This window comes from Roseomonas indoligenes, from assembly GCF_017813365.1.
Taxonomy (GTDB): Bacteria; Pseudomonadota; Alphaproteobacteria; order Acetobacterales; family Acetobacteraceae; genus Roseomonas; species Roseomonas indoligenes.
This window is the reverse complement of the sequence record NZ_JAGIZA010000014.1, coordinates 31793-58208: the sequence shown is the minus strand read 5'-3', so window position 1 is coordinate 58208 and position 26416 is coordinate 31793. Positions and strand designations below refer to the sequence as shown.

Sequence of the window (26416 nt, the reverse complement as noted above, 5' to 3'; positions counted from 1 at the left end):
GCGGGAAGGAGCGGAACCGCACCCATGTCAGAACTCAAGATGCCGACCGCCGCGGTGATCCCCGGAACGGGCGGTTCCTTGCTGCCGCCCGCCTTTCTGGCTCTTGGCACCTTCGCGATCGGGACGGAGGGCTTCATGATCGCCCCGCTGCTGCCCGTGATGGCCGAGGATTTCGGCATGGGCCTTTCGGCCGTAGCGCTGCTGGTGGTGGTCTTCACCCTGGTGCTCGCGCTCAGTTCCCCGGTCGCGACGGTGCTGACCGGGCGCCTCCGGCGCCGGGACACGCTGGTGATCGCCATGGCACTGTTCACCGCCGGTAACCTTGTTGCCGCCTTCTCCCCCGGCTTCTGGACACTGATGGCGGCGCGCGTTCTGATGGCCGTTGCCGCCGGGCTCTACGCGCCCAATGCCAATGCCCTGGCCGGCGCCATCGTCGGGCCGGAGAAACGCGGCAGGGCCCTGGCCATCGTCAGCGGCGGCATGACGCTGGCGATCGCTCTCGGCCTGCCGCTCGGCGCGGTGGTGGGGCACGCCTTCGGCTGGCGCGCCACCTTCCTGGCGGTCGCGGCGATGGGCCTAGTCGCCATCGCCGGCATCACCGCGGGCGTGCGGCGGGACGCCGGGGCGGGGGGCACGGTGGCCGGCCTTGGCGAGCGCCTCGGCGTCGTCCGCCAGCCCGCCGTGCTGCGCCTGCTGGCGGTGACGCTGTTCTGGTCTGTCGGCGCCTACACGGCCTATCCCTTCATTGCGCCCTACCTCGGCGCGGTGCTGGGCTTCGGGGCGGGGGGCGTCGGCGCCACCGTGTCGATGTGGGGCGCCTTCGCCGCGGTGGGCGTGATCACCGGCGGCGCGCTGAACGACCGCTTCGGCTCCGACCGCGTGGCACTCGGCTCCCTGCTGCTGCTGGGCGCCGCCTTCTTGGCGCTCGCCGCGGCCACCGCGCTGCCACCGGTTGCCGCCCTTTACCCGGTGCTCGCGGCGGTAGCCGTCTGGGGCTTCACCGTCTGGTCCTTTTTCCCCGCGCAGATGGCACGGCTCATCGCTGCGGGAACGCCGGCCCAGGCCTCCGTCGCCCTCGCGCTCAACACCTCCACCATGTATTTCGGCTTCTCCGTCGGCAGCGCCATAGGCGCGGGCGTGGTGGGCACCGGCACAGTTTGGGGGATTGGCGCGATCGCGGGCGCGGCGGAGCTGGCTGCGGTCGTCCTTCACCGGCGGACTGTGCTCGCCCCGACCGGAGAGGCCGCCGCCGCGCCGCACATCCAACCCTGTCTCGTCGGCTCTGCGCGCTGAACCGCGCGGTCGGCGCTTCACCACCTCATCTCAGGAGCAGAACCATGCAGCACATGATGGACTGGAATCGCTACCGCCAGCAGGTTGGCGTTGGCGTCGGCGGCTTCGCCAAGCTCAGCCCCGACACGGTGCGCGGCTACGGCGCGCTGAGCACCGCGGGTCAGAAGACGGGCCAGCTCGACGCCAAGACGCGGGAGCTGATCGCTGTGGCGGTGGCGATCAGCCTGCGCTGCGACGGCTGCATCACCGTGCACACTGACGCGGCCCGCAAGGCCGGCGCCACCGAGGCCGAGCTGGCCGAGGCGCTGGGCGTCGCAGTCAGCATCAACGCCGGCGCGGCCGTCGTCTACTCGGCCCGCGCGCTGGACGCCTTCGCCGCATCGGCCGACGCCTCATGAGGAGCGCACCAAGCGGCGGCCGATCCGGCCCGCCGCTTGGTGCGCCCGCCTCACCACAGCCCGCTCAGTGATCCCATCTGTCGGCACCGGCCTGGAGTAACGGGAGCGGCGCATGGTTCGCCGCTGCGATGGCAGCCGCGCGCGAGTCACTGAAGAGCCCTTCGTAGCACCCGACGATCCGTCCGCAGCTGACGAGGGCCGGGTGGCCGTGGCCCGGCAGGAGGAAGCGGCTGCCCACCAGGGCGAGCTTGATCGCCTAAGCGTCCAGCGTGGACATGGCGCGGTTGCCCGTGTTGGTCGGCTCCTTCGCCGTCTGGTCCGGCTCTGGGTCGATCAGGTAATCCGCAATGTAATGTGCGGTGTCGCCTCAGCTACTGGCGGCACCCTTCTCCGTCCTAAAGAGAACCACGATGGAACTTTCCGTCCCGCTGGGCGAGTTGGGTTGCGCGGCTCTGTGGCCGTCGCCGGACGGGGTAGCCGTTGTGTGACGCCGTTGTGTGACACGGACCACCGAGCCGCCTCTGAGGGCCAGGTCGTCAGCGTGAATTGTTGAAATAAAACGGAAGTTGGTCGGCTGGTTGGTGCGTCAGGATTCCCACCCAGGAACACAAGATCCCCATTTGGTCCAGTAGCTTACGCTGGCTTGGCAGGAATGTGGGACAGCATTGTGTGACGGTCAAGGAGCGCCCTTGTTGAGGGCAGTAGCGGCCGGGGTGTTCTGCTTCAGAGGGGCCGAGGGCTCGCAAGCGCATCCTGTTTTCCACAGGCATTCATGAGCAGCGTCCTCGTTGGTGATGTCCAACCCGCATCTGAACTCGGCGCCACCCGGCGGCCCTGCCGGTCGCCGTTCATGGGTGGGGGAGTAGGTGGGACTTCTCTCCTGGGTGAATGCTAGACAGACCGGCGCGCCTAAGGGCGCGCTTCCTGATCACGGGCCGCGGCCTTGTGGCTGCGCCGGGGAAAAGAGGGTTCAGCCAAGCGAACAGCTGTTTTGCGCCCAGATCGGGAGGTTCGCAGGTCATGTTGTCTCCCCGACACCGGACGTTGCCGTTCAGACGGCATACGGCTGGGGTGGGTGGAGAGCAGATTTCGGCCGAGGTGCCACGGAGTGGCATATTTGTGTGTCGGCCGGTAACCAGCCAGAGAAGTCAGAACTCAGGAAGCCTTCATGACTGACCGCACGCTTATCATACCCCGGAAAATGCAGCCCATCGTCGACACCGCAGGCTACGTGCCCGCAGTCAGGGCCGGTTCATTCGTATTCTGCGCCGGGCAGGTAGGCAGAGACGAGGATCTGAACGTCATCAAGGACCCAGAGGCGCAGTTCATGGCGTGCTGGGACAATCTCAGGCTGGTGTTGGAAGAGGCTGGGTGCGGCTTCGGGGACGTGGTCGACATGACAACCTACCATGTCGGCCTCAACCAGCACTTCGCTGTCTTCCGTGCGGTGAAGGACCGGGTTTTTCCACGGAGCACATGTGCCTGGACGGTCATCGGCGTGTCGGAGCTTGCGCGACCTGGCCTGCTTGTCGAAATCAAATGTATCGCTTTCCGACCGCAAGCCTGAACGCGGCCATCCATGGGGCGGACGTTGGTAGTCTGTCCAAATACCTCTAATGATGTCTGTAGCTGTTCTTCCACCCCGCTAGGGCTGCTTGGGGTCGAGACCTGCCAGAATTGGAGCATCGTCGGACGGCAGCTTCGCCGAATGCTCCACCCACAAGCGGCAGTGGCGTTCCCGGCCAAGCTCAGCCACACCGCCTCAGTGTTGCACGGTCCTCAACGTCTTTCTGGGCTCAAGCCAAGCTCCAGTTCACTCACCGTCAGGTGGTTGCCCGCCTCCGCGGGCGCGGAGACCAGGCGCATCGCGAAGCGGTCCCACCGCCAGTGCCCGATCATCAGGTGTAGCGGCCGGGCGGTCGCGTCCCGCGTCAGCCGCTCCGTCCGGAAGGTGGCCGTTGGCACCGCGTTCATCGATCGCCCCATCGTTGAGCAGATGGCGGCGTCCTGCGGCGGGCCGGCAGACTTGCGCGACCCGGCAATCTCGCCGCTCTACGCGGATCTGGCGGAGCTCCCACCCGCGCTGTTCACGGTGGGCACGATCGACCCGTTGCTTGACGACACACTTTTCATGCACATGCACGTGAGAAACGACCTGGTGGTGTAGGGCGGCTAGTCCGCCTTCGTCACCATGGCGAACGGCCCCGGGATCGTGAGCCCGCCGGTGAACTTCATGTTCCGCGGCCAGGGTGCGCGGCTATTTGGGCTGGCACGAGAACGAGGAGGCGCTGGCGCTGGTGCAGCAATGGTCGCCGTCACGCTCACCCGCAGCCAAGCCAAGTTCGTTATGATGCTATGGTTCCGCGGCCGCCCTGTGGTCGTGCCGTTCAGTCTGTCGTTCGGGAGCCGGACGTAGGCGTTCCTATCCGGCTCCATCGCAGCACATCCGTCAACTGTCAGGTCGTGACACGAGCGTGCAGGCTGTGTTTTCTCGCCCGACGCGTCCGATCAGGCCCCATAGCTCGTGGAGCGGGAGACGGCTTCCCACGCCGCGATCTCTGCCCGCATCGCGTCCAGCTTGCCGGCGACCAGCCCCAGGGCGTCCTCGCCGAGGAAGAGACGCGTGGGCGGGTCCTCCGCCTCCACTAGCCGCAGCAACGCTTGCGCCGCCCGGTCCGGGTCTCCTGGCTGCTGGCCGCTCTTGGCCTGACGCGCCGAACGGATCGGGTCCATCACCGCGTCGTAGTCGGAAATGCTGCGCGGCGTGCGGTCCATCGAGCGCCCCGCCCAGTCCGTGCGGAACTGGCCCGGCGCCAGGGCCGTGACGCGGATGCCGAAGCTCGCCACTTCCTTGCCCAGCGCCTCCGAGATGCCCTCCAGCGCGAACTTGCTGCCGCAGTAGAAGGTGATCCCGGGCATGGTGATGAAGCCGCCCATGGAGGTGACGTTGACGATGTGCCCACGCCGGCGCGCCCGCATCCCTGGCAGCACCGCCTTAGACATCGCCACCGGGCCGAAGACGTTGGCCGCGAACTGCCGCTGCAGGTCCTCCATAGAGGATTCCTCCAGCGCCCCCTCGTGCCCGTAGCCGGCGTTGTTAACGAGGACGTCCACCGGCCCGGCCTCCCTCTCCGCCGCAGCGACGGCAGCGGGGATGGCGTCGTAGTCGGTCACGTCCAGGACCATCGGGTGCGCGCGGCCCGGCGCGGCTCCGGCGAAGGCCTCGGCGTCCTCCGCGCGGCGCACCGTGCCGATCACGCGGTGCCCTGCCGCCAGAGCGCCGGACGCGAAGGCCCGGCCGAGGCCCGAGCTGACCCCGGTGATGAGGAAGGTTCTTGCGTCTGGTACGGTCATTCTGTCTCTCCGGCTTCCCTGCCGCTGCATTTATATCATGATATAGTTTGGGCCATGACCGCGAACAAGTCCTCTCCTTCGAACACCCCGCGCGGCGATGCGACCCGCCAGCGCGTGCTGGAGGCGGCCGAACGCCTCATGCGGGAGGGAAGCGCCGAGTTCTCGATGCGGGATCTGGCGGCCGCAGCTGGCGTCAGCTTCGCCACGCCGTTCAACCAGTTCGGTAGCAAGGCGGCGATCATGCAGGCCCTCTCGGCCCAGCGGATCGACGCGATGGCGGCACGCCTCGCGGCCGCCGCGCCGGCGGGCGATGCCTCCGACCGCGTGCTGGCGGCCGTGGACATCGCCGTCGCCGTGATGCTGGAGCAACCGGCGGTGAGCCGCGCGGTCATGGGCTCGCTCGGCACGCAAGGGCCGGAGCCGGGGCAGGTCTCCGCACGGTCGCGGGCTCTCTGGGCCCTTGCCTTGGGCAAGGGCGAGGGGCTGGCGCCGGCCCTGGCCGACCTGGCCTGCCGGACGCTGCCGGACCAGCTGGCCATCGCCTTCCGCGGCGTGCTGTCGTTCTGGACGGCGGGCGAGATCGGTGACGAGGCCCTGGCCCCGCGCGCCCGCGCCGGGGCAGCGACGGCGTTGCTCGGCTTCGTCGAGGACGGCCGACGCGACGGGCTGATCCGCCTGTTGCGCGCGTAAGGGTCCGGGAGACGGGAAGAGCGCCCGGCAAGGGCCGGTAGCCCTGGCCTTCGCTGCGTCCAGGGCCCGCACACCGGGCCCCGGGATCAGCCCATCAGGCGGACAAGGCCAGTTCGACGGCGGCTTCGGCGTGGATGGTCGTGGTGTCGTAGAGGGGGACGGTGCTGTCGTCCGGCCCGACGAGGAGCATGATCTCCGTGCAGCCGAGGATGATCGCCTCGGCGCCGCGCTCCACCAGGCGCGCGATCACCTCCCGATAGGCCTGGCGTGAGGCGGCCTCGACGCGTCCCTGGACCAGTTCGTCGTAAATCACCTGATGCACGACGGCGCGGTCCTCCTCGCCGGGCACCAGCACCTCGAGCCCGTGCCGGCCAGTGAGCCGCCCCTTGTAGAAGTCCTGCTCCATGGTGAAGGCCGTGCCGAGCAGCCCGATCCTGCGGTGCCCGGCCGCCACGATGCGCTCCGCGGTCGGATCGGCAATATGCAGCAGCGGCAGGCCGATGGCGGCCTCAACCTGGTCGGCCATGCGGTGCATGGTGTTGGTGCAGATCACCACGAAATCCGCGCCGCCCCGCTCCAGACGCGACGCGGCGGCGACCATCTCGGCGGTCGCGTCGTCCCATCGCCCAGCGTGCTGCAGGGCCTCGATCTCGCCGAAGTCGAACGACCACATCAGGCACCGGGCAGAGCGGAGGCCACCCAGCCGGGCCCGCACCGACTGATTGATGATCCGGTAGTACTCCGCCGAGCTCTCCCAGCTCATCCCGCCGATCAGGCCGATCACCTTCTGCGACACCTTTAGCTCTCCTCTCGGCGGGCCTGTGGAGCGCGGCGGGGAGGCGTTCCGGCAGATTCCGGCGTCGGTCCCGTCGCGCCGCGGGGCACGCTCTTCCGCAGGGCGGCCACCAGGGCCTCTGCGGCGGGGGAGTAGGAGCGCCCAGCCCGGCGGATGACAACCACCTCGCGGACGATATCCGGCGAGAGGCGTCGCGTGACCAGCTCCGGCGCGATCTGTAATTCAGCCACTGTCGAGGGCAGCAGCGCGACGCCCAGCCCGGCACATGCCATGTTGATGAGCGTGGCCGCGTGCACGGCCCGCTGCCGGGCGACCAGCGGCAGCCGCCTCGCGGCAAAGGCGTCGGAGAGCAGGCGATCCACCGACGTGTCCGTCTCCATCAGCAGGAGGGGCTCCGCCGCCACCCTCTCCAGCGTCACCGAGCCGGTGGCGAGGCGATGGCCCTGCGGCATGACGGCCAGCATGCGGTCCCGGAACAGCGGCTCGGCCTCTAGGTCCGCGCTATCCTCGGGCTGGCTGGCAATGCCGATCTCCACGATGTCCCCGCGGACCATCGCCTGCACCCGCCCGGTGACCGCCTCCTGCAGCCGCACCTGAAGGGTGGGGTGTCGCTCCTGCAGCAGCGCGATGGCGGCGGGCAGGAGCCCGGAGGCGACCGAAGGCACCGCCGCCAGCCGAACCGTCCCCGCGCGCCGCGAAGCCGTGCCGCGCGCCACCTCCAGCGCGTGTTCCACATCCCGCAGCAGCGGCTCCAGCGCTCGCGCCAGCTCCGCCCCGGCAGCCGTCGGCTCAACCCCGCGCGGCAGCCGGTCCAGCAGGCGCAGGCCGAGGGCCTCCTCCAGCCGGCGGACCTGCACGGTGAGCCCGGGTTGCGTCCGGTGCAGCAGGCCCGCCGCCCGGCTGAACGACCGGTGGCGCGCGACGGCGACGAAGGCCTGCAGGCTTCTCAGGCTAATATCCATATCGAAGCATTATAGGTCGGCGACAGTTTTTCAATTGTCCTATCCCAGGCCCGGGGGCATCGCTGCCGGACAGGATGGCAGGGCCGGAACGGTCCGCCCGGGAGGAGGAAGTCCGATGAAAACCACGCAGCATCCCCGGGCCATCCCGCGCCGGGCCTGCATGGCCGGCGCCCTCGGCTTTCTCGGCGCGGCGTCGCGGATGCGGGCTGCGGGCGCCGAGGGCTGGAGGCCGACGCGGCCTCTGACGTTTGTCGTTCCCTTCGCCGGCGGCTCGGCCACGGATGCCGTCGCGCGCATCCTCGCCCAGCTGATGGGCGAGGCGTTCGGCGGCGTGCCGGTGGTGGTGGACAACCGGGCCGGGGCGAACGGCGTGATCGGCGCGCAACTGGTGGCCCGGGCCGAGCCGGACGGGCACACGCTGCTGGTGACCACCAACACCACACATTCCGCCAATCCGGCGCTGCTGCGACGGCTGGACTACGACCCGGTGGCCGACTTCGCCCCGGTGGCCCGCATCGGTGACGTGCCATTCATGCTCACCGTCGGCAGGACCTCGCCCTTCCACACCGCGCGGGAGCTGCTGGACGCGGCCCGCCGGCGCCGCGGGAGGATGTCCTATGCGAGCGGCAACAGCACCGGCATCGTCGCGGGCGCGACCATGGCGCGGCGGGCCGGAACGGAGATGCTCCACGTTCCCTACCGCTCCACCCCGCCGGCCATGACGGATGTGATTGCCGGGCGGGTGGACTGCATGTTCGTCGACATCGCGGCGGGGCTCGGCAACGTCCGGGGCGGCCAGCTGCGCGTCCTGGCTCTCAGCACGGAGGCGCCGTCGCCACTGCTTCCCGGCGTGCCGCCGCTTGCGGAGGCCGGTGACCTGCATGGCTTCGACCTGATCTCCTGGAGCGGCGTCTTCGCGCCCGCCCGGACCCCCGCGCCGGTGGTCGCCGCCCTCAACGCCACCATCCGCGGCAGCATCGAGAGGCCGGAGGCGCGGGCCCGCTTCGCCGAGATCGGCTACGGCGTCCTCTCCGGCACGCCGGAGGATCTGGGCCGCTTCGTGCTGCAGCAGTTGAACGTCTGGCGCGAGCTGGTCGAGGCGGCGGGGATCGAGAAGGAATGATCCCCGCCGGCAGCCCTCCAGGGCCGATCGACACGGCCCTGGAAGGCATCGTGGTGCTGGATTTCGGCCAGCTCGTCGCGGGCCCGGTCTGCGGCATGTGGCTGGCCGACATGGGCGCGACCGTGATCAAGGTGGAGCCGCCGGAGGGGGAACTGGGCCGGCAGCTCGGCCCTCCCTGGCAGAACGGGGAGAGCATCGCGGCCCTCTCGGCCAACCGCAACAAGCTGGGCCTCTCGATCGACCTCAAGCGGCCCGGCGCGCCCGCGGTGGTGGAGCGCCTAGTGCGGCGGACGGATGTGGTCCTGGAGAACTTCCGGCCGGGCGTCGCCGCGCGGCTCGGCATCGACGAGGCCACCCTGCGGCGGTGGAAGCCCGACCTGATCCACTGCTCCGTCTCAGCCTACGGCCAGGACGGGCCGTGGCGGAACCGGCCGGGCGTGGACGGCATCATGCAGGCCGTGACGGGCCTGATGAGCGGCATCGGCGCGCCCGGTGCCGAGCCGGGCAAGGCGCCCCTCCCGCTCGCGGACATGGCGGGCGCGCTCTTCGCCACGATCGCCATCCTCGCCGCGCTCCGGCGGCGCGACCGGGAGGGCGCGGGGGCGAAGCTGGACGTGAGCCTCTACAACGCGATGCTGCTGATCCAGCAGATGGGCCTCGCCGCCTTCCTCAGCTCCGGCGAGATGCCGGCACCGACGGGGAGCGCGGCCCCTTATGCGGCCCCGAACGAGGCCCTGCCCACCGCGGATGGCTGGATCATGGTCGCGGCCTACCAGCCGAAACGCTGGGCCGGGCTCTGCCGGGCCATGGGACGCCCCGGGCTTACCGACGATCCCCGCTTCCTGACGAATGCGGACCGCGTCGCCAACCGCCCGGCGCTCCGGGACGTCCTGTTCCCGATCTTCCGCGCCCATCCCACCGCGCACTGGCAGGACCTTCTCGCCCGCGAGGACATCATGGCAGCGCCTGTCGCGGACTACGGGGATGTCACGCGATCCGAGCAGTACGCGGCCAGCGGCATCGAGGTGGCCTTCGAGCACCCCGCCGCCGGCACGGTCCGGATGCCCGGCTTCGCCGCCGGATCGCCCCGGCCTGCCCGCCCGAGGCGCCCGCCCCCGCGGCTCGGGGAGCACTCGCGGGACGTGCTCGGGGAGTTCGGCTTCACCCCCTCGGAAATCGACGCGCTGATCCGGGAAGGGGTCGTCCTGGAGGCTGTACAGGCATGACGGAACCTTTCCTTCGCGAGGAGCGGCGCGGCGCCGTGCTCGTGCTGATGATGGACAGCCCGGAGGACCGCAACGCGCTCTCCTCAGCCCGGCAGTGTAAGGAGTTCGTCGAGGCCTGCCGCCGGATCAACGCGGACCAGGATATCAAGGCCGTCATCCTCAGCGGGCGGGATCCGGCCTTCTGCTCGGGCGGCAACGTCAAGCACATGCGCTCGCTCGAGGGCTTCATGGCCGGGCGGGTGGAGGAGGTGGCGGAGGGCTACCGGGCCTCCCTGCAGCAGCTCGCGCTCTCCCTGTACGAAGTGCAGGTTCCCGTCATCGCCGCCGTCAACGGCCCGGCCTTCGGCGCGGGGCTCGACCTCGCCTGCATGTGCGACATCCGGCTCGCCTCGGACCGGGCGCGCTTCTCGGAGACCTTCGTCCGGCTGGGTCTGATATCCGGTATCGGCGGCGCTTGGTTCCTCCCCCGGGTGGTTGGGGCGTCACGTGCCGCCGAGCTCAGCTTCACGGCCAGGGTGTTCGACGCGGCGCAGGCCCTGGAGTACGGCCTGGTGTCGGAGGTCCTGGCGGCCGACCGGCTGATGCCCCGCGCCCTGGAACTCGCCGAGGAGATCGCGCAGCATCCCGGACCTGCTCTCCGGTTCTGCAAGCGCCTGCTTCGCAGAAGCGAGGGGTCGGACCTGAGGAGCAGCCTGGACCTGACAGCTGCGCTCCAGGCCATCGCGCATCAGACCCCAGAGCACCACGCCGCTGTCGACCGGTTCCTCGCGGAAAGGGACAGGAGATGACCTGCGCCCCTGGGCATGCGGCCAATCACAGCCGCAGCTCATCCCGGATGAGGTGCGCCACGGGCCGCAGCAGCTCGCGATCACCGTCGGACATCACGCTGTAGCCGATCTGCCGGTTGATCCAGCCGTAACCCTCCAGCGTCTTCACGTCGAGCGGCTGCATCTCCGCCTCGCGCCCGATTCCCATCGGGCGGACATAGACGGTCAGCCGATCGCCGCCCGCGCTCTCGTAGATCAGCATTGCTGCGGCCCCGGATAGGGTCGACAGAACCCGCCCGCCCAGCAGGCTGTAACCCACCGACGACAGGTCGGGCAGTACCACGCGCCGGCCCAGCTTCTGGGTCATCCAAGCTGCCATTTCAGCCCTGTTGGACGAGCTGACCTCGATGGCGCGTGCCGGGTCGTTGGCGAAAACGCGATAGGCCGAGGCGGATTCCATCCCCAGCAGCGCGATCTCGTCAAACGGCATCATCCGATGGCCGAACCAGCCGCCGGCGGCGCCCAGCCCGAGTGCCAGCACAAAGCCGGCGGCCATACGCCAGCGCGCGACGGGGCGCGTGGCCGTGCGCATCCGCGCTTCGGCCAGGGCGGCGACACTCAGCGATGGCGGCACCGGCTCCCGTAGCTTAAAGGACAGGGCGTCGCGCAGCACGGCATCCTGGGCCTGCCAGTCGTTCACGCGCCGGCGCAGCTCGGGGTCGGCCGCCAGCCGGCGCTCCATCTCGGCGCGCTGCCCGGCATCAAGGCGGTCATCGACATAGGCGTGCAGCATCTCGTCCGGGATCGAAGACTCTGTCATTGCACCAGCCGCAGCGCCAGGCGCCCGCGTCCTTCCATCTGCGCGCGCAGGGCATCCCGCGCGCGGCTCAGCCGCGACATGACGGTTCCCATGGGGATGCCCAGGATGCCGGCCGCCTCGCGGTACTCAAACCCTTCCACGCTCACCAGCATCAGCACTTGGCGCTGGTCGGGCGGCAGCCGCGCGAGCGCGTCCACCATCTCGCGCGCGGAACTCGTCCATTCCTGGCTGGGGGCCACGGTCAGGTTGGCGCTCTCGGGCTCCACTGTCTGACCGCGCCGACGCAGGCTCCGCCAGCGGCTCACCGCCAAGTTGTGCAGGATGGTGAACAGCCAGGGACGGAGCGGTGTGATCCCGTTGCCCTCGATCTCGGGAAGACTGGCCAGGGCGCGGACAAGGCAGTCCTGCACGAGGTCATCGGCATCCTGGTCGTGGCGCACGAGGCTCCAAGCGTAGCGCCGCAGCGCCGGCACTTGGGCTTCGATCTCGGCCAGCGTCGACATCCGGTGTGGCAAACCCCTCATGGCCGCATCAACGCAGGGGCTGCCTTCTTATTCCGGCGGTGCGTCGGAAAAAAGTGGGAATAAAGTGCTCGCGGCGGCGTGCATGGGCCCGGCGACACACTGATCGAGGATAGATCTATGCAACGACGGATGCTGATGGCGGCGGCCTGCGCCATGCTGGTCGGCGGCGCGCTGGCCGGTGCCACCGCCCAGGCGCAGAGTTCCCCCCGCGCGGCCGCCGGTCCGGCCCGGCTGCGCGGCACGCTCGAGGGCGTGACGGAGACGGGCATCGCCATGACCACCCGCGCTGGCGCCCACGTGACCGTCGCGCTGTCGCCGCAGCTGCGCGTGGCGCTGGTCGTGGCCGCGAAGATCGAGGACATCCGGCCCAACAGCTACATCGGCACCGCGGCCACCGCACCGCAGCCGGACGGCTCCCTCAGGGCGCTGGAGGTCTCCGTCTTCCCGCCGGAGATGCGCGGCACCGGCCAGGGCCACTTCGCGTGGGATCTGGGTGAGGGCAGCAGCATGACGAACGGGACGGTCGGCAGCCTCGTCGGCACTAGCGGCCGGACCATGGTGGTGAACTACGGCAGCGGCGAGAAGCGCATCGTGATCCCGGACGACGTGCCCATCGTCAGCGTCGAGCCTGCGGACCGTGCCGCGCTGAAGCCGGGCACGAGGATCGTGGTGAACGGCCAGCGGGAGGCCGGCGGCGCGGTGACCGCCGCCACCATTCTGGTCGGCAAGGACGGCCTGACGCCGCCGATGTGATCGGCGTCACCCCCGGGTTGCCGGACAACCCGGCAACCCGGGGGGCAACCCGCCTCCTCCACACGAAGAACGGACCTGTTCGGTCCTGGCCCCTCCGTGGCCGGGCCGAAGGAGATCGCCGAATGCGACATCCGCTGCTGGTGCGGATCACCCACTGGATCAACGCCTTCGCCATGGTCTGCATGATCATGAGCGGCTGGGGCATTTACAACGCGTCGCCTCTCTTCGGCTTCCGCTTTCCGCAATGGGCGACGCTGGGCGGCTGGCTCGGCGGCAGCATCGCCTGGCACCTGGCCGTCATGTGGCTGCTGGTCGGCAACGGCCTTGTCTACGGGCTCTACGGCGCTCTCGGCGGGCACTTCCGCCGGCGGCTGCTGCCCTTGCGGCCTCGCGAGATGCTGGCCGACATCGTCGCCGCCCTCCGCCTGCGCTTGGCGCATCGGGCAGGAACCTACAATGCCGTGCAGCGGGCGACCTATGTCGGCGTGCTGCTGCTGGGCATCCTGATCCTCGCCTCTGGCTTGGCGCTGTGGAAGCCGGTGCAGCTGCACGGGCTGGCCGGGCTGCTGGGTGGCTACGAGGCCGCGCGGCGGGTCCATTTCCTGGCTATGGCGGGGATCGTCGGCTTCACCCTTCTGCACCTGGTCATGGTGGCGCTGGTTCCCCGCACCTTGCCGGGCATGATCACCGGCGGCGCGCTGCCCGAGGAGGCCCCATGAAGAACCGTCCCGACCTTCGTGACCACGGCCCCGCCCTGCGCCGGCTGGACCGCCGGATGCTGCTGCGCGGCGGCCTGTCGGTCGGATCGCTGACCATGCTCACCGGCTGCAACCTGCAGGACGGGGACGTGGTGGACAAGGTGCTCTGGGCCATGTCGCGCTGGAACGACAAGGTGCAGGCGGCGCTGTTCAACCCCCACCGCTTGGCGCCGGAATACACTGAGTCCGACATCACCAATCCGTTCCCCTTCAACGCCTTCTACCCGCTGGACGATGCCCCCGAGGTCGATGCGGGCGACTACGCACTGGAGGTCTCGGGGCTGGTGCAGGACCGCTCGCCCTGGCCGCTCGCACGGCTGCGCGCGCTGCCGCAGGTGAGCCAGATCACGCGCCATATCTGCATCGAGGGGTGGAGCGCCATCGGCCAGTGGGGCGGCGTGCCGTTCCGCCACTTTCTGGAACGGATCGGCGCGGACACCAGGGCGCGCTATGTCGGGTTCAAGTGCGCCGACCGCTACACCAGCAGCCTGGACATGGCGACGGCGCTGCATCCGCAGACCATCCTGGCGCTGGACTTCGCCGGATCGCCCCTGCCGGTGGCCAACGGGTTCCCCCTGAAGCTGCGCGTCCCCACGAAGCTCGGCTTTAAGAACCCCAAGCACATCGCGGCCATCACCGTGACCAACGACAATCCCGGCGGCTACTGGGAGGATCAGGGCTACAACTGGTTCAGCGGATCCTAATGGTGAACAACGCCGGCCAATTCATAGTTGTCCAGACATGACATCGCCATGCGGGAGCGCGAGGTGCGTGCGACGCGGTGAAGCCACTGCGCTACCAGCATCCCGAACAACCCCTTTAGCCCGACAGGGCCGAGGCCACAGCGGCTTCGGCATGAATGGTCGTGGTGTCGAAAAGGGGAACGCTGCTGTCCTCCGGCTGCACCAGCAGCATGATCTCCGTGCAGCCCAGGATCACCGCCTCGGCGCCGCGCTCCACCAAGCGCGCGATCACCTCACGATAGGCCTGCCGCGAGGCAGCCTCGACGCGCCCCTGGACCAGTTCCTCGTAAATCACCCGGTGCACGAGGGCGCGATCCTCGTCACTGGGCACCAGCACCTGCAGCCCATGCCGGTCGGCGAGCCGTCCCTTGTAGAACTCTTGTTCCATGGTGAAGGCCGTGCCGATCAGCCCCACCCGCCGCAGCCCGGCCGACCGGATGCGCTCCGCCGTCGGGTCGGCGATGTGCAGCAGCGGCACGCCAATGGCCGCCTCGACCTCCTCCGCCATGCGGTGCATCGTGTTTGTGCAAATCACCACAAAATCCGCCCCGCCCCGCTCCAGGCGCGAGGCGGCGTCGATCATCTCGGTGGTCGCGTCATCCCACCGGCCGGCGTGCTGCAGCGCCTCGATCTCTCCGAAATCGAAGGACCACATCAGGCATCGGGCCGAGTGAAGGCCGCCGAGCCGGGCACGCACGGCCTGGTTGATGATCCGGTAGTACTCGGCCGAGCTTTCCCAGCTCATCCCGCCGATGAGGCCGATGACCTTCTGCGGCATGGTGTTCTCCTTACGGTGGCCGGCAGGGTCTCAGGCGCGGATGCGCTGGATAGAGCTCTCGACAATGGTGTCGAACCGCCCGGGATCGTCAAAGGCGCGCGCGGCGAGCATTGCCCCGTAGACCGCGGCCATGAAGGCCTCCGCCTCGAGCGCGGGGGATGCTTCGAGCTGCATCGTACCCTGCTTCACGCCGAGCGACAGAACCCGCTCCAGCCATCTCGCGAGGTCGGTAAAATGCCCGCGGACGGCGAGCGCGACCTCGGATGGCAGGCTGGGAAGCTCTGCGGCCAGGACGGCCGCCAGGCAGAAGGGCGCGGTCTGGTCCTTGATGCACCTCTTCCAATAGTCCGTGTACATGAGCAACTGGTCCATCGCCACGGGCGAGCCGGCCTCGAGCGCGGCGATCTGCCCCTGGATGACCGTGCGTCCCCGCTCCACCACGGCGACCACGAGATCGACCTTCGAGGGGAAGTGATGGTGGATGCTGGCCTTGCGGATAGCGAAGCGCTCCGCGAGGTCGGCATAGCTGAACCCGTTGTATCCGCCCCGCATGATCAGCTGGGCGGCACCGCCGACCAGCTTGCCCGCCGTCTCACTCACGATCACACCCACTTTACCTACCTTCTGGTAGGTACTTATAGGCGGAGTCGGCCCGGTTGCAAGTTCGGATCGCGGCCTCGGCCAGGAAGCTCGGTCCAGCTCGTTTCCACTCCTCACCGCGTCGAAATTCAACGGGTGATGCCCTAAGCGCAGGAGACAAATCAGCGCGGAGCGCCGTCCTGCGGACCGCCGACGCGCCCTGAGATACGCCCGCAACCATCCCGACGGGCCTAGCGCCGTGACCTGACTGCTCGGCTCGAAGAACCCCCATTTTGGAGAATGGCGTCGTGATGAACAGAAGGTCCCTTGCCCGCTTTCTCTCGGCAGGCGTCACAGCAACGGTTCTCCCGAGGGAGACGAGAGCTCAGGGAATGGCTTCGTCGCAGCCGGCGAAGAACGTCGTTCTCGTCCACGGCCTGTTTGCCGATGGGTCGAGTTGGTCGGAGGTCAATCCGCTCCTTCAGGCAAGGGGCCTCGAGGTGACCTCCGTCCAGAACCCTCTGACGACGCTGGAGGAAGCCGTCGCGGCCTGCCGCAAGGTCCTGGACCGGCAGGACGGACCGACGGTGCTGGCCGGACACTCGTTCGGCGGCACCATCGTGACGGAGGCCGGCACGCACCCGAAGGTCTCGGCGCTCGTCTACGTGGCGGCCCGGGCGGCGGATGCTGGCGAGGACTATGCGGCCCTGGCCTCCCGCTTCCCTGCCCCGCCCGCATCGGCGGGAATCGTCTATGACGGGGACGAGGGCCGGCTCACCGAAGAAGCCTTCCTGCGGGACTTCGCCGGCGACCTGCCGGCGGAACGGGCCCGAGCGCTCTACGCGGTGCAGCAGCCCTTCCGGAGAGCACTCCTGAGCGGGCGTCCCAACCAGGCCGCGTGGCGATCCAGGCCCAGCTTCTACGCCGTCTCCACGGAGGACCGGACCATTAACCCGGACCTGCAGCGCTACATGGCAGCCCGCATGGCGGCCCGCACGGTCGAGGTCCGGGCGAGCCATCTGGCCCTGATCTCTCATCCTCAGGAGATCGCCGGGCTGATCCTGGATGCGGCTGCCCGTTGAGGGCGGCCGCATGGCCGCCGCCGGTCTGGTGCGCCTGCGCGGCGGCCCGCCATCCGGACCCGCCGGCGGCCGAAGCGCCCTAGCGCCGGTGTCGGCCCGCAGGACCCGTTGCGCGCCGGGTGGTGCGGGAAGGCGGCACCGCACGGCCGATTAGATCGGTGCTCGGCCTGTTGGTACGGCGGCTGATCGGACATGGGTGACAGGCGCGCCTGGTGGCTGTGACCGCGGATTGGCGCACCTATCTTCCTGGGGCATCGGCGCGGCGCGCAGAGGGTGAGAGACGCATGAACGTGATCCAACCCGGCCTCGCCGGCACCGGCCCGGCAGGCACCGTGCCGCTGGACCTCCTCGCGCGGTACCGCGCCGTGCGGTCCCGGACGGAGGCCCTGGCCGCCCCGCTCTCGCCCGAGGACCAGGTCGTGCAGTCCATGCCGGATGCCAGCCCGACCAAGTGGCACCGGGCCCACACGACCTGGTTCTTCGAGACCTTCCTGCTCCGGCCCTACCTGCCGGGGTACCGCCCGGTGCGGGAGGAGTACGCCTTCCTCTTCAACTCCTATTACGAGGCCGCCGGCCCCCGCCACGCGCGGCCGCGGCGGGGAATGCTGACGCGCCCCTCCTGCGAGGAGATCGCCGGGTACCGGGCCGCCGTGGACGAGGCGATGGAGGCCCTGCTGCGGGACCTGCCGGCGGAGGCGGCGGAGCTCGTCGTGCTCGGGCTGCAGCACGAGGAGCAGCACCAGGAGCTGCTGCTGACGGATATCCTGCACGCCCTCAGCCTCAACCCGCTCCGCCCCGCCTGCGATCCCGGTTGGCGGGAGCCGGCCGCCTCGGCGCCCGTGACGATGCTGGAGGGGCCGGCGGGCCCTGTGGAGGTCGGCCATGACGGGCGGGGCTTCGCCTTCGACAACGAGACGCCGCGCCACGCGACCTGGCTGGCGCCCTACCGCATCGCCAGCGGGCTGGTGACCAACGGCGAGTGGCTGGCCTTCATGGAGGACGGCGGCTACGGCGACCCGCTGCTGTGGATGAGCGACGGCTGGGCCGCGCGGCAGGCCGAGGGCTGGGAGGCGCCGCTGCACTGGGAGAGCCGGGACGGGGCCTGGACGGAGTTCGGCCCGGGTGGCCTGCGCCCGCTCGATCCCGCGCGCCCCGTGCGCCACGTCTCCTGGTACGAGGCCGACGCCTTCGCGCGCTGGGCCGGGCGGCGCCTGCCGACGGAGGGGGAATGGGAGGCCGCCGCGGCCCTGCCCGGCTTCCGCGATGCCGAGGGCCTGGCCTGGCAGTGGACGGGCAGCGCCTATCGCCCTTATCCGGGCTTCCGCCCCTGGGCCGGCGCGGTGGGCGAGTACAACGGCAAGTTCATGGTCAACCAGATGGTGCTGCGCGGCGGCTCCGCGGCGACGCCGCCGGGCCATGCGCGCGCCAGCTACCGCAACTTCTTCCCGCCCGGGGCGCGCTGGCAGTTCAGCGGGCTCCGCCTGGCGGAGGACGCGGCGTGAGCGGCGCCATCTCCCGCGATCCCGCCGAGCTGCAGCGGGCCGCCCTGGTCGCCGACGCCGTCGCGGGCCTCTCGGCACCCCGCAAGACGCTGCCCTGCAAGTGGCTCTACGACGCGGAGGGCGCGCGCCTCTTCGAGGCGATCACCCGCCTGCCGGAGTACTACCCGACCCGCACGGAGATGCGGATCCTGGAGGAGTCCGGGCCCGACATCGCCCGGGCGGTCGGCCCGGGCGCGGCCGTGGTCGAGTTCGGGCCGGGCGACGGCGCCAAGGCCGTGCAGCTGCTGCGGGCGCTCCGGGCCCCCGCGGCCTACCTGCCCGTGGACATCGCGCCGGAATGGCTGGAGGCGGCGGCGGCGCGGGTGCGGGCGGCCTGCCCCGGGCTTCCTGTCCGGCCCGTGGTCGCGGATTTCACCCGGCCCTTTGATCTCGCCGGGCGGGCGGAGGGCAGCGCGACGCATCTCGGCTTCTTCCCGGGCTCGACGATCGGCAACTTCGAGGCGGAGGAGGCGGTGGCCTTCCTGCGCCGCGCCCGCGCCACGCTGCGTCCGGGCGGGCGCATGCTGCTGGGCGCGGACCTGGTGAAGAGCATCCCGGTGCTGCAGGCGGCCTATGACGACGCCGCGGGGGTGACGGCCGCCTTCGACCTGAACCTGCTGTCTCGGCTGAACCGCGAGGCCGGCGCCGATTTCGACCTCGGCGCCTTCCGGCACGAGGCCCGGTGGAACGCCGCGGAGGAGCGGATCGAGATGCACCTCGTCTCGCAAACGGCGCAGTCCGTCCGCCTCGCCGGCCGCGTGTTCCGCTTCGCCGGGGGCGAGAGCATCCACACCGAGAGCAGCCACAAGTACCGCCCCGAGCGCCTGCGGGAGCTGGTCCGGGCGGCCGGCTGGCGGGCCGAGGCGATGTGGACCGATGCGGAGGGGCTCTTCTCGGTCTGGCTGCTGGAGGGGTGAGCGCGCTGCGTAGCGCTCCCCCAAATTCTTAACGCCGCGATCTGCCTGGAATTCCGTGCCGGTCTCCAGGGCACACGGAGCGAATGCCCGCGAGCTCGTCCTTCCTTTCCCAACCTGCCCCGACCCGGCCCTATCCGGGCTCTTGTGAGGCGACAGGCTCGGCGCGGGTTCATCGCGGCGAAGATCTCGTCGTAGTGCCCGTCCCGCCCGGCCCATCGCTGCAGCTAGTCTCGGTCCAGCAGCACCTCCTGCGGGGATGTTTCTTTCGTCGTTTTGCTTTGGGGGTCGTTGGTGCACGCCTCTCGCCTTCGAGGACCTCAAGGGCCGGGCGCCCGTATCCCGGGCCTGCCGGGCGGGTCCCCGTGTCTGGAGAGCGGGCGCCGGCAGGATCGAAACGGACATCGGCGAGAGAGCGTTGACACCCGTATATCTACCTTCTAGTAGGTTGGTACTCGGATTGGAGGCTCGAAATGCCCACTCAGATCATCGACCATCCCGCGCCGCCTGCCTCGGGGTGGCTCAAGCGCTACTACTTCGCCCGCTTCGCCTTCTCGGCGGCCTGGGTGGCGGCAGCCTTCAGCGTCGCGAGGAGCGCGCCGCAGCTGGCGGCTATCCTGCTGGTCGGCTATCCGGCATGGGACGCCGTCGCCAACCTGATCGATGCCCAGCGTAATGGTGGTCTCGGCAGCAACAGGACGCAGCTGCTGAACGTCATCGTCAGCACCATCACGGCCGCTGCCGTGGCCGTCGCGCTCGGCGTCAGCATGAACAGCGTCATCGTGGTGTTCGGCATCTGGGCCGGCTTCGCCGGATTGCTGCAGCTCGCCACCGCCGTCCGCCGGTGGAGGTCCTATGGCGCTCAATGGGCGATGATCCTCAGCGGCGCCCAGTCCGCCCTGGCCGGGTTGTTCTTCGTTCGGATGGCCGGTGGCCCGGAACCGGTGGGCATCGCCACGGTGGCCCCCTACGCGGCCTTCGGCGCCTTCTACTTCCTCGTATCGGCACTCTGGCTGACGGTGGGCGACGCCCGTCGGGGCGGGCTTCGCGCCGCCGGGTGACGGGAGGGACCAGTAGGCTCCGGGCAGCACGCCCGGCCCGCTGCGCCAAGCCCCCCAGGCCGCCACAACCGTGCTGCCGCTCGATCCCCGGGCGGCAGCGCATCCTTCCGGACCCGGACGACCTCCGGCCGCATGCCTGAACGGATTGGACCCCAACATGATGCCTTGCTGCACCACCCCGTCCGCCGCATCGGGCACCCGCCGATGAGCGCGCGCGCCTTCGACGCGATCATCATCGGCGCCGGCCAAGCGGGCCCGTCGCTCGCCGGGAGGCTGAACGATGCCGGCATGAGGGTGGCGATCATCGAGCGCCATCTGGTCGGTGGCACCTGCGTCAACACCGGATGCAAGCCGACCAAGACGCTGGTCGCCAGCGCTTATGCCGTCCACACGGCGCGGCGCGGCGGAGACTACGGGTTCGCCGTCGACGGGCCGATCCAGATCGACATGCCGGCCGTGGCGGCACGGGCCCGGAAGGTGATCCTGGACTCGCGGGCGGGCAACGAGACCTGGCTCGCCGGTATGACCAACGCCGAGCTCATCCGCGGCCATGCCCGCTTTGCCGGGCCGAACACGGTGGAGGTTGCCGGCGAGCAACTGACCGCGCCGCGCATCTTCATCAATGTTGGCGGCCGCGCCGTTGTCCCGGACATGCCGGGCTTGGGCGACGTGACGGTGCTCACCAACACCGACATGGTTGCCCTGGAGGTCCTGCCGCGCCACCTCGTCGTCGTCGGCGGCAGCTACATCGGCCTCGAATTCGCCCAGATGTACCGCCGGTTCGGCGCGGAGGTCACGATCGTCGAGCGGTCGGATCGGCTGATCGCGCGCGAGGATCCGGATGTCTCGGCGGAGGTCCGGACGATCCTGGAACGCGAAGGCATCGCCGTCCGCACTGGGGCGGACTGCATCGGCTTCGCCCGAAACGGCGACGAGATCTCCGTGTCGGTGCATTGCGATGGGAACAGCGCGCCGGTCATCGGCAGTCATGTGCTCATGGCCGTCGGACGGCGGCCCAACACGGACGATCTGGGGCTCGATGCGGCCGGCATCGATGTCGATGCGCGCGGCTACATCACGGTCGACGACCGCCTGCAGACGAGTGTGCCGGGTGTCTATGCGCTCGGCGACTGCAACGGGCGAGGGGCCTTTACCCACACGGCCTACAACGATTTCGAGATCGTCGCCGCCAACCTGCTCGACGGAGAGGACCGCCGTGTCACCCAAAGGCTGACCGGCTACGCGCTCTATATCGATCCGCCGCTCGGGCGGATCGGGATGACGGAAGCAGAGGCGGCGCGGAGCGGTCGCCGGCTGCTTCACGCGAAGCGCGCCATGACCCGCGTCGGCCGTGCCGTCGAGAAGGCCGAGACGCAAGGCTTCATGAAGGTCCTTGCCGACGCGGACACGCGGCGCATTCTGGGGGCGGCCATCCTGGGCACCGGCGGGGACGAGGCGATCCACGGCATCCTCGACATGATGAACGCCGATCAGCCCCTCGACGCGCTGCGCTGGGCGGTGCCCATCCACCCCACGGTTTCGGAACTGATCCCGACCTTGCTGCTCGACCTGCGACCAGCCACGTGAGGAGTACGGGCGCGATGCTCGTCCGGAGCATCCTGCGCATCGTGATGTCGGTTGAGTGACGGAGGGTATCCGCCTCGATCGGCTGCATGAGGGTGCCGGGCTCGGCCATGAAGTCCGCCGTGCAGAGGAGGGCCCAGTCATCCCGCCCAGCCCCGTCAGTCGAGCCGCACGTTCGCGCTCCGGATGATGGGCTCCCACCGCGCGCTCTGCTCGGCCAGGAAGGCCCGGAGCGCGGGGCCGGAGATCGGCAGCGGGCGCGCCGAGACGGCCTCCAGCCGGGTGGCGAAGCCCGGGTCGGCCACGGTGGCCTCGGCCGCCGCGCGCAGCCGCTCCTCCACCGCCGGCGGCACCTGTCCCGAGGCGACGAGCACGAACCAGGAGGGCACGTCGAAATCCGTGATCCCGAACCCCCGGAAGGTGGGCACGCCGGGCAGCAGCGGCGAGGGCTCCGGCAGGCCGACGGCGAAGGCCTTCAGCGCGCCGGAGCGGATCAGCGGCAGGCTGTTCGGGACCAGGTCCACCATCAGCTGCACCTCGCCCTGCACGAGGGCCGTCACGGCCGGGGCGGCGCCGCGATAGGGCACGTGCACCATGTTGCCCCCGGCGCGCTCGGCGAAGAGGTGGGTGGCCAGGTGCATGCCGCCGCCCGTGCCGGAGGAGCCGTAGTTCAGCCGGCCGGGATTGGCCCGGGCATAGGCGATCAGCTCCGGCAGGTCCTTCGCGGGCACGTTCGGGTTCACCACCAGCACGTAGGCCACCGCGGCCACCGTACTGACCGGCGTGAAGTCGCGGTCGGGGTCGTAGGGCAGGTGCGCGTAGAGGTACTTGTTGAACACCTGGGTCGGCTGCGTGCCGAGCAGGAGGGTGTAGCCGTCCCCGGGCTGCTTGGAGGCGTACTCGGCCGCCGTCAGCCCGCCCGCGCCGCCGCGGTTCTCCACCACCACCGGCTGGCGCAGCTGCGCGGTCAGCCCCTCCGCCATCAGCCGCCCGAGCAGGTCCGAGGCGCCGCCGGGCGGAAAAGGCACGATCAGGCGGATCGGCCGGCTCGGCCACTCCGCCTGCGCCAGCGCGGCCCCCGGCAGGAACGGGGTTGCCAGGGCGGCGGCAAGCAGGGGGCGGCGGGGGCGCATCGGCGTCTCCCTCAGGCGGCGCGCAGATGGGCGAGGCGCGGCATGACGTTCTCCGCGAAGCGCCGCATCTCCCGCTCGAAAGGCTGGAACTGGGTGAGGAGCGTGTCGATCCCCGCCGCGTGGAAGGCCGCGAGGCGCGCGGCCACCTGATCGTAGCTGCCCACCGTGCCGGCGGCGGTGCCGCCATTGGTGCCCACGCTCTGGAACTTCGCCTGGGTCTTGCGCATCGCCACGGCGGGATCGGTGTTGGCCTTCACGTAGGCCTTGATCTCCGCGTCCTGCGCGGCGAGGTCCAGCAGGCGCCGGTACTCCGCCTGCGCCTCCTCCTCCGTCTCCCGCGCGATGACGAAGGTGGAGAGGCCGAAGCGCACCGGCTCCCCCTGCCGCGGGCGGGCGCGGACATCGGCGATCAGCGCCTGCACGTCCTCTAGCGGCTGGCCGTTGATGAACCAGACATCGGCCCGGGCCGCGACCAGGTCCCGCGCCGGCGGGGATTCGCCGCCGACATAGATGCGCGGCCGCGCCCGCCCCCGCGCGGCGGGCCGCAGGACGTAGTCCTTCACCTGGAAGTAGCGGCCCTGGTGCTGCACCTCCTCGCCGCGCATGAGGCGCTCCACCACCTCCAGCCACTCGGCGCCGTATGCGTAGCGCTCGTCGTGCTCGCGGAAGACGAGGCCGGCATCCTCGATCTCCTTGCGGTTCCAGGCATTCACGAGGTTGATGGCGAAGCGCCCGCCGCTGATCTCCTCGATCTGCAGCGCCATCTTCGCGAGCACGACGGGGTGGTAGAGCATGGGCTTGATGGCCGCGATGATCTCGATCCGGCTCGTCTCCGCCGCCAGCGCGGCGGAGGCGGTCCAGGCCTCCAGCTGGCCGAGGTCCGTGCGGTGCGGGTTCATCGTGTGCTGGGCCACCAGCACGCAGTCGTAGCCCAGCGACTCCGCCTCCAGCACCAGCCCGCGGTTGCGCCGCCAGGAGGCGTCGTAGGGCTCCTCCGGGTCGTTCAGCGCGGCGCGGTTGCCGTGCACCAGTGCCCAGATCCCGATGCGAAGCGGGTGGGTCATCGCTTTTCCTCCCTGTCGTGTCAGCCGAGCGTGATCCGCGCGTCCCGGATCACGCCGCGCCAGCGCTCCGTCTCGCCCGCGACCACCTCCGCCATCTCGGCCCGGCTGCTGGCGACGACCGTGAAGCCGAGCGCCTCCAGCCGTGCCCGGGCCTCGGGCGCGGCCAGGGCCTCGTCCGTCAGGGCGTGCAGGCCCTCCAGCACGGGCTCAGGCGTCGCGCGGGGCGCCACCAACCCCTGCCAGCTATGCGCCAGGAAGCCGGGGTAGCGCTCGGCCGCGGCGGGCACATCGGGCAGCGCAGGGCTGCGCTCGGTGGAGGAGACCGCGAGCGGCCGCAGCCGCCCCGCGCGGATATGGGCGAGCGTCGCGCCGAGGCCGAGGAAGCCGGATTGCAGCGTGCCGCCCAGCAGGTCCGTGATCGTCTGGGCCACGCCGGGATAGGGGACATGGGTCATTTCCACCCCGGCCCGCTGGACCAGCATGGCCATGGTCAGGTGCTCGGAGGAGCCGATGCCCGGCGTGCCGTAAGTGACGCCGCCCGACTTCGCGCCGGCGAGGAAGGCGTCCAGGGTGGTGGCGGCGGAGGCGGCCGGGACGACCAGCACGTTCGGCGCGCGGATGCCGATGGTGACCGGGGCGAAGTCCCGCACGGGGTCGTAGCCGGGGTTCGGCATCAGCAGCGGGTTGATGGTCATGATGCCGCCCGCGACGACGAGCAGCGTGTGCCCGTCCGGCGCCGCCCGGGCTACGAGGCCGGCGGCGATGCCGCCATTGGCGCCGGCCCGGTTCTCCACCACGCCGGGCTGGCCGAGCCGCTGGAGCATCGGCGCCGCCACGACCCGCCCGAAGACGTCGGAGGGGCCGCCGGCGAGATAGGGCACCACCACGGTGACCGGGCGGGTGGGCCAGCCCTGCGCCCGCGCGGTGCCGGGAGCCGCGAGGAGGGGCATCGCCAGGAGATGGCGCCGACGGATCATGGATGTCCTCCCGGAGAGGTGCCTCAGGCCGCGGCCCTCGCGGCCTTGGCCTCCACGCGTTGGCGGAAGCGCTCCATTCCCACCACCGCGCGGCGATGGGTGATGCGGGCGATCGTGTCCACGCCGTCCGTCGCCTCCACGACGAAGTCCAGCATACTCCGTTCCACCGCCTGCAAGGTGCAGCGCAGGGTCACGGTGAAGCCCGGCGGCGTGGCCGCCAGGTGCTCGATGGAGAGGGAGGTGCCGACCGAGCCCTGGCCGGACTCCAGGTGCGGGGCCAGCGCCGCGATGCAGCACCGCTCCGCCAGCCCGCAGAGCGCGGGCGTGGCGAGGACGGGGAAGCCCGGGTTCCCGTAGTGCTCCGCGGTCAGATCCTCCGTCACCGCGACCTTCATCTCGTGCGTCAGCCCTGTCTCGATCGGCATGCGGATCTCCTCCTCCCGGTGTTCAATCGGCCGTGGCGCCGGAGGCGCGGACCACCTCGCGCCACTTCGCCAAGTCCTGCCGCAGTACGGCGGCGAACTCCTCGGGCGTGTCGCCGATGGGCTCCAGGCCGAGCTCCTCCAGCCGCGCCCGCGTGGCCGGCACCTTCAGCGCCGCCACCATGGAATCGCGCAGCCGCGCGATGATGGCGGGCGGCGTCCCGGCGGGCGCCACGATGCCGCTCCAGCCGGAGATCTCGTAGCCCTTCACCCCCTGCTCGTCGAAGGTCGGGATGTCCGGCGCGGCGGGCCAGCGGCCGAGGCTGGTGATGGCGATCGGGCGCACCTGGTTCTGGCGGATCAGGGCGGCCATGCCGTTCAGGTTGCCGAACATGCACTGCACGCGGTTCGCCAGCAGGTCCACCACCGCGGGGCCGTCGCCGCGATAGGGCACGTGGGTGATCTCCACCCCCGTCATCGCCTTCAGCATCTCGCCGGACAGGTGCGTGGTGGTGCCGCTGCCGCCGGAGCCGTAGTTGATCCCGCCCGGCCTTGCGCGGGCCAGCGCCAGGAACTCCTGCAGGTTCGTCGCGGGAACGTCGGGGTGCACCACCAGCACGTTCGGCGCCGTCGTCATGCGCGAGATCGGCGTGAAATCCCGGATTGGGTCGAACGGCACGGAGCGGTAGAGGGAGGGGTTGATCGCGAGGATGCCGAGCGAGCCGTAAAACAGCGTGTAGCCGTCCGGCGGGGACTTGGCGACGACCTCGGCCGCCACGTTACCGCCGGCGCCAGGTCGGTTGTCGATGACGAAGCTCTTGCCGAGATCCGCCGCCATCGGCTCCGTCACGATGCGCGCGATGACGGAGGTGCCGCCGCCCGCGGCGAAGGGGATGATGAAGCGGATCGGCCGGTCCGGGTAGGGCCCCTGGGCGCGGGCAGCCAGGGGCGCCAGCAGCGCCGGCGCGGCGAGGAGGGTGCTACGGCGGGAGAGAGTCATCGGACTGTCCTTCCATGTTGGCCGTGCACTCCGTTCCCCGTCTCCCGGCCGGCTTTCCGCCGGTCCGGCCCTCA

Annotated in this window: 29 protein-coding genes; 16 read left to right on the top strand and 13 right to left on the bottom strand. The window is 70.4% G+C overall.

Annotation, left to right across the window (positions count from 1 at the left end; all coding sequences use genetic code 11):
- Positions 1–24: 24 nt before the first annotated feature.
- The 3 genes from J5Y10_RS20095 to J5Y10_RS20085 all read left to right on the top strand — a co-directional run bounded on the left by J5Y10_RS20095 (position 25) and on the right by J5Y10_RS20085 (position 3258).
- Positions 25–1293 carry an MFS transporter gene (locus J5Y10_RS20095; protein ID WP_209375889.1) on the top strand — a complete coding sequence of 423 codons (1269 nt, stop codon included), beginning with the start codon at positions 25–27 and terminating at the stop codon, positions 1291–1293.
- 53 nt (positions 1294–1346) lie between these two features.
- Positions 1347–1691, top strand: coding sequence for a carboxymuconolactone decarboxylase family protein (locus tag J5Y10_RS20090; protein WP_209375961.1), 345 nt, complete (start codon positions 1347–1349; stop codon positions 1689–1691).
- A 1168-nt stretch (positions 1692–2859) separates the two neighbouring features.
- A complete protein-coding gene (locus J5Y10_RS20085) occupies positions 2860–3258 on the top strand; it encodes a RidA family protein (RefSeq protein ID WP_209375888.1) in 399 nt (132 codons plus the stop codon).
- A gap of 212 nt (positions 3259–3470) precedes the next feature.
- On the opposite strand, the gene J5Y10_RS28060 is transcribed toward J5Y10_RS20085, so the two are convergent.
- Positions 3471–3665 carry a hypothetical protein gene (locus J5Y10_RS28060; RefSeq protein WP_245214904.1) on the bottom strand — a complete coding sequence of 65 codons (195 nt, stop codon included), beginning with the start codon at positions 3663–3665 and terminating at the stop codon, positions 3471–3473.
- On the opposite strand from J5Y10_RS28060, the gene J5Y10_RS28055 reads away from it, so the two are divergent.
- A complete protein-coding gene (locus J5Y10_RS28055) occupies positions 3643–3858 on the top strand; it encodes an alpha/beta hydrolase fold domain-containing protein (RefSeq protein WP_342452975.1) in 216 nt (71 codons plus the stop codon). The genes J5Y10_RS28060 and J5Y10_RS28055 overlap by 23 nt on opposite strands.
- Before the next feature lie 341 nt (positions 3859–4199).
- Here the strand turns inward: J5Y10_RS28055 and J5Y10_RS20075 are convergent, their stop codons facing one another.
- Positions 4200–5045: an oxidoreductase gene (locus tag J5Y10_RS20075; RefSeq protein WP_209375886.1), complete on the bottom strand. Its 846-nt coding sequence runs from the start codon at positions 5043–5045 to the stop codon at positions 4200–4202.
- A 54-nt stretch (positions 5046–5099) separates the two neighbouring features.
- Here J5Y10_RS20075 and J5Y10_RS20070 point away from each other — a divergent pair, with 54 nt between their 5' ends.
- Positions 5100–5735: a TetR/AcrR family transcriptional regulator gene (locus tag J5Y10_RS20070; protein ID WP_209375885.1), complete on the top strand. Its 636-nt coding sequence runs from the start codon at positions 5100–5102 to the stop codon at positions 5733–5735.
- Positions 5736–5829: 94 nt separating this feature from the next.
- On the opposite strand, the gene J5Y10_RS20065 is transcribed toward J5Y10_RS20070, so the two are convergent.
- Positions 5830–6531, bottom strand: coding sequence for an aspartate/glutamate racemase family protein (locus tag J5Y10_RS20065; RefSeq protein ID WP_342452974.1), 702 nt, complete (start codon positions 6529–6531; stop codon positions 5830–5832).
- 2 nt (positions 6532–6533) lie between these two features.
- Entirely contained in the window at positions 6534–7493 is a 960-nt protein-coding gene (locus tag J5Y10_RS20060) for a LysR family transcriptional regulator (RefSeq protein ID WP_209375884.1), read from the bottom strand.
- Between the two features lie 115 nt (positions 7494–7608).
- Between J5Y10_RS20060 and J5Y10_RS20055 the strand changes: the two genes are divergently transcribed.
- From J5Y10_RS20055 to J5Y10_RS20045, 3 genes are read left to right on the top strand one after another with little or no spacing between them, the layout of a single operon-like run.
- The gene (locus J5Y10_RS20055; protein ID WP_245214903.1) at positions 7609–8616 is read left to right on the top strand and encodes a Bug family tripartite tricarboxylate transporter substrate binding protein; all 1008 of its coding nucleotides are present in this window, start codon (positions 7609–7611) and stop codon (positions 8614–8616) included.
- Positions 8613–9842 (top strand): CaiB/BaiF CoA transferase family protein, encoded by a 1230-nt coding sequence (locus tag J5Y10_RS20050; protein ID WP_209375883.1) that lies wholly within the window; start codon positions 8613–8615, stop codon positions 9840–9842. The genes J5Y10_RS20055 and J5Y10_RS20050 overlap by 4 nt, the downstream gene beginning before the upstream one ends.
- Entirely contained in the window at positions 9839–10630 is a 792-nt protein-coding gene (locus J5Y10_RS20045; protein ID WP_209375882.1) for an enoyl-CoA hydratase-related protein, read from the top strand. Before J5Y10_RS20050 ends, J5Y10_RS20045 begins: the two co-directional genes overlap by 4 nt.
- A gap of 25 nt (positions 10631–10655) precedes the next feature.
- Here the strand turns inward: J5Y10_RS20045 and J5Y10_RS20040 are convergent, their stop codons facing one another.
- Together J5Y10_RS20040 and J5Y10_RS20035 are read right to left on the bottom strand one after the other, a co-directional pair.
- Entirely contained in the window at positions 10656–11429 is a 774-nt protein-coding gene (locus J5Y10_RS20040) for an anti-sigma factor family protein (RefSeq protein WP_209375881.1), read from the bottom strand.
- Positions 11426–11932 (bottom strand): RNA polymerase sigma factor, encoded by a 507-nt coding sequence (locus J5Y10_RS20035; RefSeq protein WP_209375880.1) that lies wholly within the window; start codon positions 11930–11932, stop codon positions 11426–11428. The genes J5Y10_RS20040 and J5Y10_RS20035 overlap by 4 nt, the downstream gene beginning before the upstream one ends.
- Positions 11933–12070: 138 nt before the next feature.
- Here J5Y10_RS20035 and J5Y10_RS20030 point away from each other — a divergent pair, with 138 nt between their 5' ends.
- From J5Y10_RS20030 to J5Y10_RS20020, 3 genes are all read left to right on the top strand, one after another.
- Positions 12071–12706, top strand: coding sequence for a hypothetical protein (locus J5Y10_RS20030; RefSeq protein WP_209375879.1), 636 nt, complete (start codon positions 12071–12073; stop codon positions 12704–12706).
- Between the two features lie 122 nt (positions 12707–12828).
- On the top strand, positions 12829–13425 hold the full coding sequence (locus tag J5Y10_RS20025) for a cytochrome b/b6 domain-containing protein (protein ID WP_209375878.1): 597 nt from the start codon (positions 12829–12831) through the stop codon (positions 13423–13425).
- Complete coding sequence (locus J5Y10_RS20020; RefSeq protein ID WP_209375877.1) at positions 13422–14168, top strand: molybdopterin-dependent oxidoreductase; 747 nt, start codon at positions 13422–13424, stop codon at positions 14166–14168. The genes J5Y10_RS20025 and J5Y10_RS20020 overlap by 4 nt, the downstream gene beginning before the upstream one ends.
- A 115-nt stretch (positions 14169–14283) precedes the next feature.
- Here J5Y10_RS20020 and J5Y10_RS20015 read toward each other — a convergent pair whose 3' ends face one another.
- Both J5Y10_RS20015 and J5Y10_RS20010 read right to left on the bottom strand, forming a co-directional pair.
- Positions 14284–14985 (bottom strand): aspartate/glutamate racemase family protein, encoded by a 702-nt coding sequence (locus J5Y10_RS20015; protein ID WP_209375876.1) that lies wholly within the window; start codon positions 14983–14985, stop codon positions 14284–14286.
- 30 nt (positions 14986–15015) lie between these two features.
- On the bottom strand, positions 15016–15585 hold the full coding sequence (locus tag J5Y10_RS20010) for a TetR/AcrR family transcriptional regulator (RefSeq protein WP_342452973.1): 570 nt from the start codon (positions 15583–15585) through the stop codon (positions 15016–15018).
- Positions 15586–15956: 371 nt separating this feature from the next.
- Between J5Y10_RS20010 and J5Y10_RS20005 the strand changes: the two genes are divergently transcribed.
- From J5Y10_RS20005 to J5Y10_RS19985, 5 genes are all read left to right on the top strand, one after another.
- Positions 15957–16646 carry an alpha/beta fold hydrolase gene (locus J5Y10_RS20005; protein WP_209375875.1) on the top strand — a complete coding sequence of 230 codons (690 nt, stop codon included), beginning with the start codon at positions 15957–15959 and terminating at the stop codon, positions 16644–16646.
- Positions 16647–16930: 284 nt separating this feature from the next.
- On the top strand, positions 16931–18148 hold the full coding sequence (gene egtB / locus J5Y10_RS20000; RefSeq protein WP_209375874.1) for an ergothioneine biosynthesis protein EgtB: 1218 nt from the start codon (positions 16931–16933) through the stop codon (positions 18146–18148).
- Positions 18145–19104, top strand: coding sequence for an L-histidine N(alpha)-methyltransferase (gene egtD, locus J5Y10_RS19995; RefSeq protein ID WP_342452972.1), 960 nt, complete (start codon positions 18145–18147; stop codon positions 19102–19104). Before egtB ends, egtD begins: the two co-directional genes overlap by 4 nt.
- Before the next feature lie 470 nt (positions 19105–19574).
- Positions 19575–20162: a DUF308 domain-containing protein gene (locus J5Y10_RS19990; RefSeq protein WP_209375873.1), complete on the top strand. Its 588-nt coding sequence runs from the start codon at positions 19575–19577 to the stop codon at positions 20160–20162.
- Positions 20163–20366: 204 nt separating this feature from the next.
- Positions 20367–21749, top strand: a complete 1383-nt coding sequence (locus tag J5Y10_RS19985; protein ID WP_209375872.1) for an FAD-containing oxidoreductase — start codon at positions 20367–20369, stop codon at positions 21747–21749.
- A gap of 155 nt (positions 21750–21904) precedes the next feature.
- On the opposite strand, the gene J5Y10_RS19980 is transcribed toward J5Y10_RS19985, so the two are convergent.
- The 5 genes from J5Y10_RS19980 to J5Y10_RS19960 are packed head-to-tail and all read right to left on the bottom strand — an operon-like array spanning position 21905 to position 26342.
- Complete coding sequence (locus tag J5Y10_RS19980) at positions 21905–22879, bottom strand: Bug family tripartite tricarboxylate transporter substrate binding protein (protein WP_209375871.1); 975 nt, start codon at positions 22877–22879, stop codon at positions 21905–21907.
- Positions 22880–22890: 11 nt separating this feature from the next.
- Complete coding sequence (locus tag J5Y10_RS19975; RefSeq protein WP_209375870.1) at positions 22891–23943, bottom strand: LLM class flavin-dependent oxidoreductase; 1053 nt, start codon at positions 23941–23943, stop codon at positions 22891–22893.
- A gap of 20 nt (positions 23944–23963) precedes the next feature.
- Positions 23964–24920, bottom strand: coding sequence for a Bug family tripartite tricarboxylate transporter substrate binding protein (locus J5Y10_RS19970; protein WP_209375869.1), 957 nt, complete (start codon positions 24918–24920; stop codon positions 23964–23966).
- 23 nt (positions 24921–24943) lie between these two features.
- Positions 24944–25345 (bottom strand): thioesterase family protein, encoded by a 402-nt coding sequence (locus tag J5Y10_RS19965; protein ID WP_209375868.1) that lies wholly within the window; start codon positions 25343–25345, stop codon positions 24944–24946.
- Positions 25346–25367: 22 nt separating this feature from the next.
- Entirely contained in the window at positions 25368–26342 is a 975-nt protein-coding gene (locus J5Y10_RS19960) for a Bug family tripartite tricarboxylate transporter substrate binding protein (protein WP_209375867.1), read from the bottom strand.
- Positions 26343–26416: the final 74 nt, after the last annotated feature.

Coding starts and splice junctions, on each gene's coding strand:
- J5Y10_RS20095 (WP_209375889.1), top strand. CDS start 25: ATGTCAGAACTCAAGATGCCGACCGCCGCGGTGATCCCCGGAACGGGC.
- J5Y10_RS20090 (WP_209375961.1), top strand. CDS start 1,347: ATGATGGACTGGAATCGCTACCGCCAGCAGGTTGGCGTTGGCGTCGGC.
- J5Y10_RS20085 (WP_209375888.1), top strand. CDS start 2,860: ATGACTGACCGCACGCTTATCATACCCCGGAAAATGCAGCCCATCGTC.
- J5Y10_RS28060 (WP_245214904.1), bottom strand. CDS start 3,665: ATGAACGCGGTGCCAACGGCCACCTTCCGGACGGAGCGGCTGACGCGG.
- J5Y10_RS20075 (WP_209375886.1), bottom strand. CDS start 5,045: ATGACCGTACCAGACGCAAGAACCTTCCTCATCACCGGGGTCAGCTCG.
- J5Y10_RS20070 (WP_209375885.1), top strand. CDS start 5,100: ATGACCGCGAACAAGTCCTCTCCTTCGAACACCCCGCGCGGCGATGCG.
- J5Y10_RS20060 (WP_209375884.1), bottom strand. CDS start 7,493: ATGGATATTAGCCTGAGAAGCCTGCAGGCCTTCGTCGCCGTCGCGCGC.
- J5Y10_RS20055 (WP_245214903.1), top strand. CDS start 7,609: ATGAAAACCACGCAGCATCCCCGGGCCATCCCGCGCCGGGCCTGCATG.
- J5Y10_RS20050 (WP_209375883.1), top strand. CDS start 8,613: ATGATCCCCGCCGGCAGCCCTCCAGGGCCGATCGACACGGCCCTGGAA.
- J5Y10_RS20045 (WP_209375882.1), top strand. CDS start 9,839: ATGACGGAACCTTTCCTTCGCGAGGAGCGGCGCGGCGCCGTGCTCGTG.
- J5Y10_RS20040 (WP_209375881.1), bottom strand. CDS start 11,429: ATGACAGAGTCTTCGATCCCGGACGAGATGCTGCACGCCTATGTCGAT.
- J5Y10_RS20035 (WP_209375880.1), bottom strand. CDS start 11,932: ATGTCGACGCTGGCCGAGATCGAAGCCCAAGTGCCGGCGCTGCGGCGC.
- J5Y10_RS20030 (WP_209375879.1), top strand. CDS start 12,071: ATGCAACGACGGATGCTGATGGCGGCGGCCTGCGCCATGCTGGTCGGC.
- J5Y10_RS20025 (WP_209375878.1), top strand. CDS start 12,829: ATGCGACATCCGCTGCTGGTGCGGATCACCCACTGGATCAACGCCTTC.
- J5Y10_RS20020 (WP_209375877.1), top strand. CDS start 13,422: ATGAAGAACCGTCCCGACCTTCGTGACCACGGCCCCGCCCTGCGCCGG.
- J5Y10_RS20015 (WP_209375876.1), bottom strand. CDS start 14,985: ATGCCGCAGAAGGTCATCGGCCTCATCGGCGGGATGAGCTGGGAAAGC.
- J5Y10_RS20005 (WP_209375875.1), top strand. CDS start 15,957: ATGGCTTCGTCGCAGCCGGCGAAGAACGTCGTTCTCGTCCACGGCCTG.
- egtB (WP_209375874.1), top strand. CDS start 16,931: ATGAACGTGATCCAACCCGGCCTCGCCGGCACCGGCCCGGCAGGCACC.
- J5Y10_RS19990 (WP_209375873.1), top strand. CDS start 19,575: ATGCCCACTCAGATCATCGACCATCCCGCGCCGCCTGCCTCGGGGTGG.
- J5Y10_RS19985 (WP_209375872.1), top strand. CDS start 20,367: ATGAGCGCGCGCGCCTTCGACGCGATCATCATCGGCGCCGGCCAAGCG.
- J5Y10_RS19980 (WP_209375871.1), bottom strand. CDS start 22,879: ATGCGCCCCCGCCGCCCCCTGCTTGCCGCCGCCCTGGCAACCCCGTTC.
- J5Y10_RS19975 (WP_209375870.1), bottom strand. CDS start 23,943: ATGACCCACCCGCTTCGCATCGGGATCTGGGCACTGGTGCACGGCAAC.
- J5Y10_RS19970 (WP_209375869.1), bottom strand. CDS start 24,920: ATGATCCGTCGGCGCCATCTCCTGGCGATGCCCCTCCTCGCGGCTCCC.
- J5Y10_RS19965 (WP_209375868.1), bottom strand. CDS start 25,345: ATGCCGATCGAGACAGGGCTGACGCACGAGATGAAGGTCGCGGTGACG.
- J5Y10_RS19960 (WP_209375867.1), bottom strand. CDS start 26,342: ATGACTCTCTCCCGCCGTAGCACCCTCCTCGCCGCGCCGGCGCTGCTG.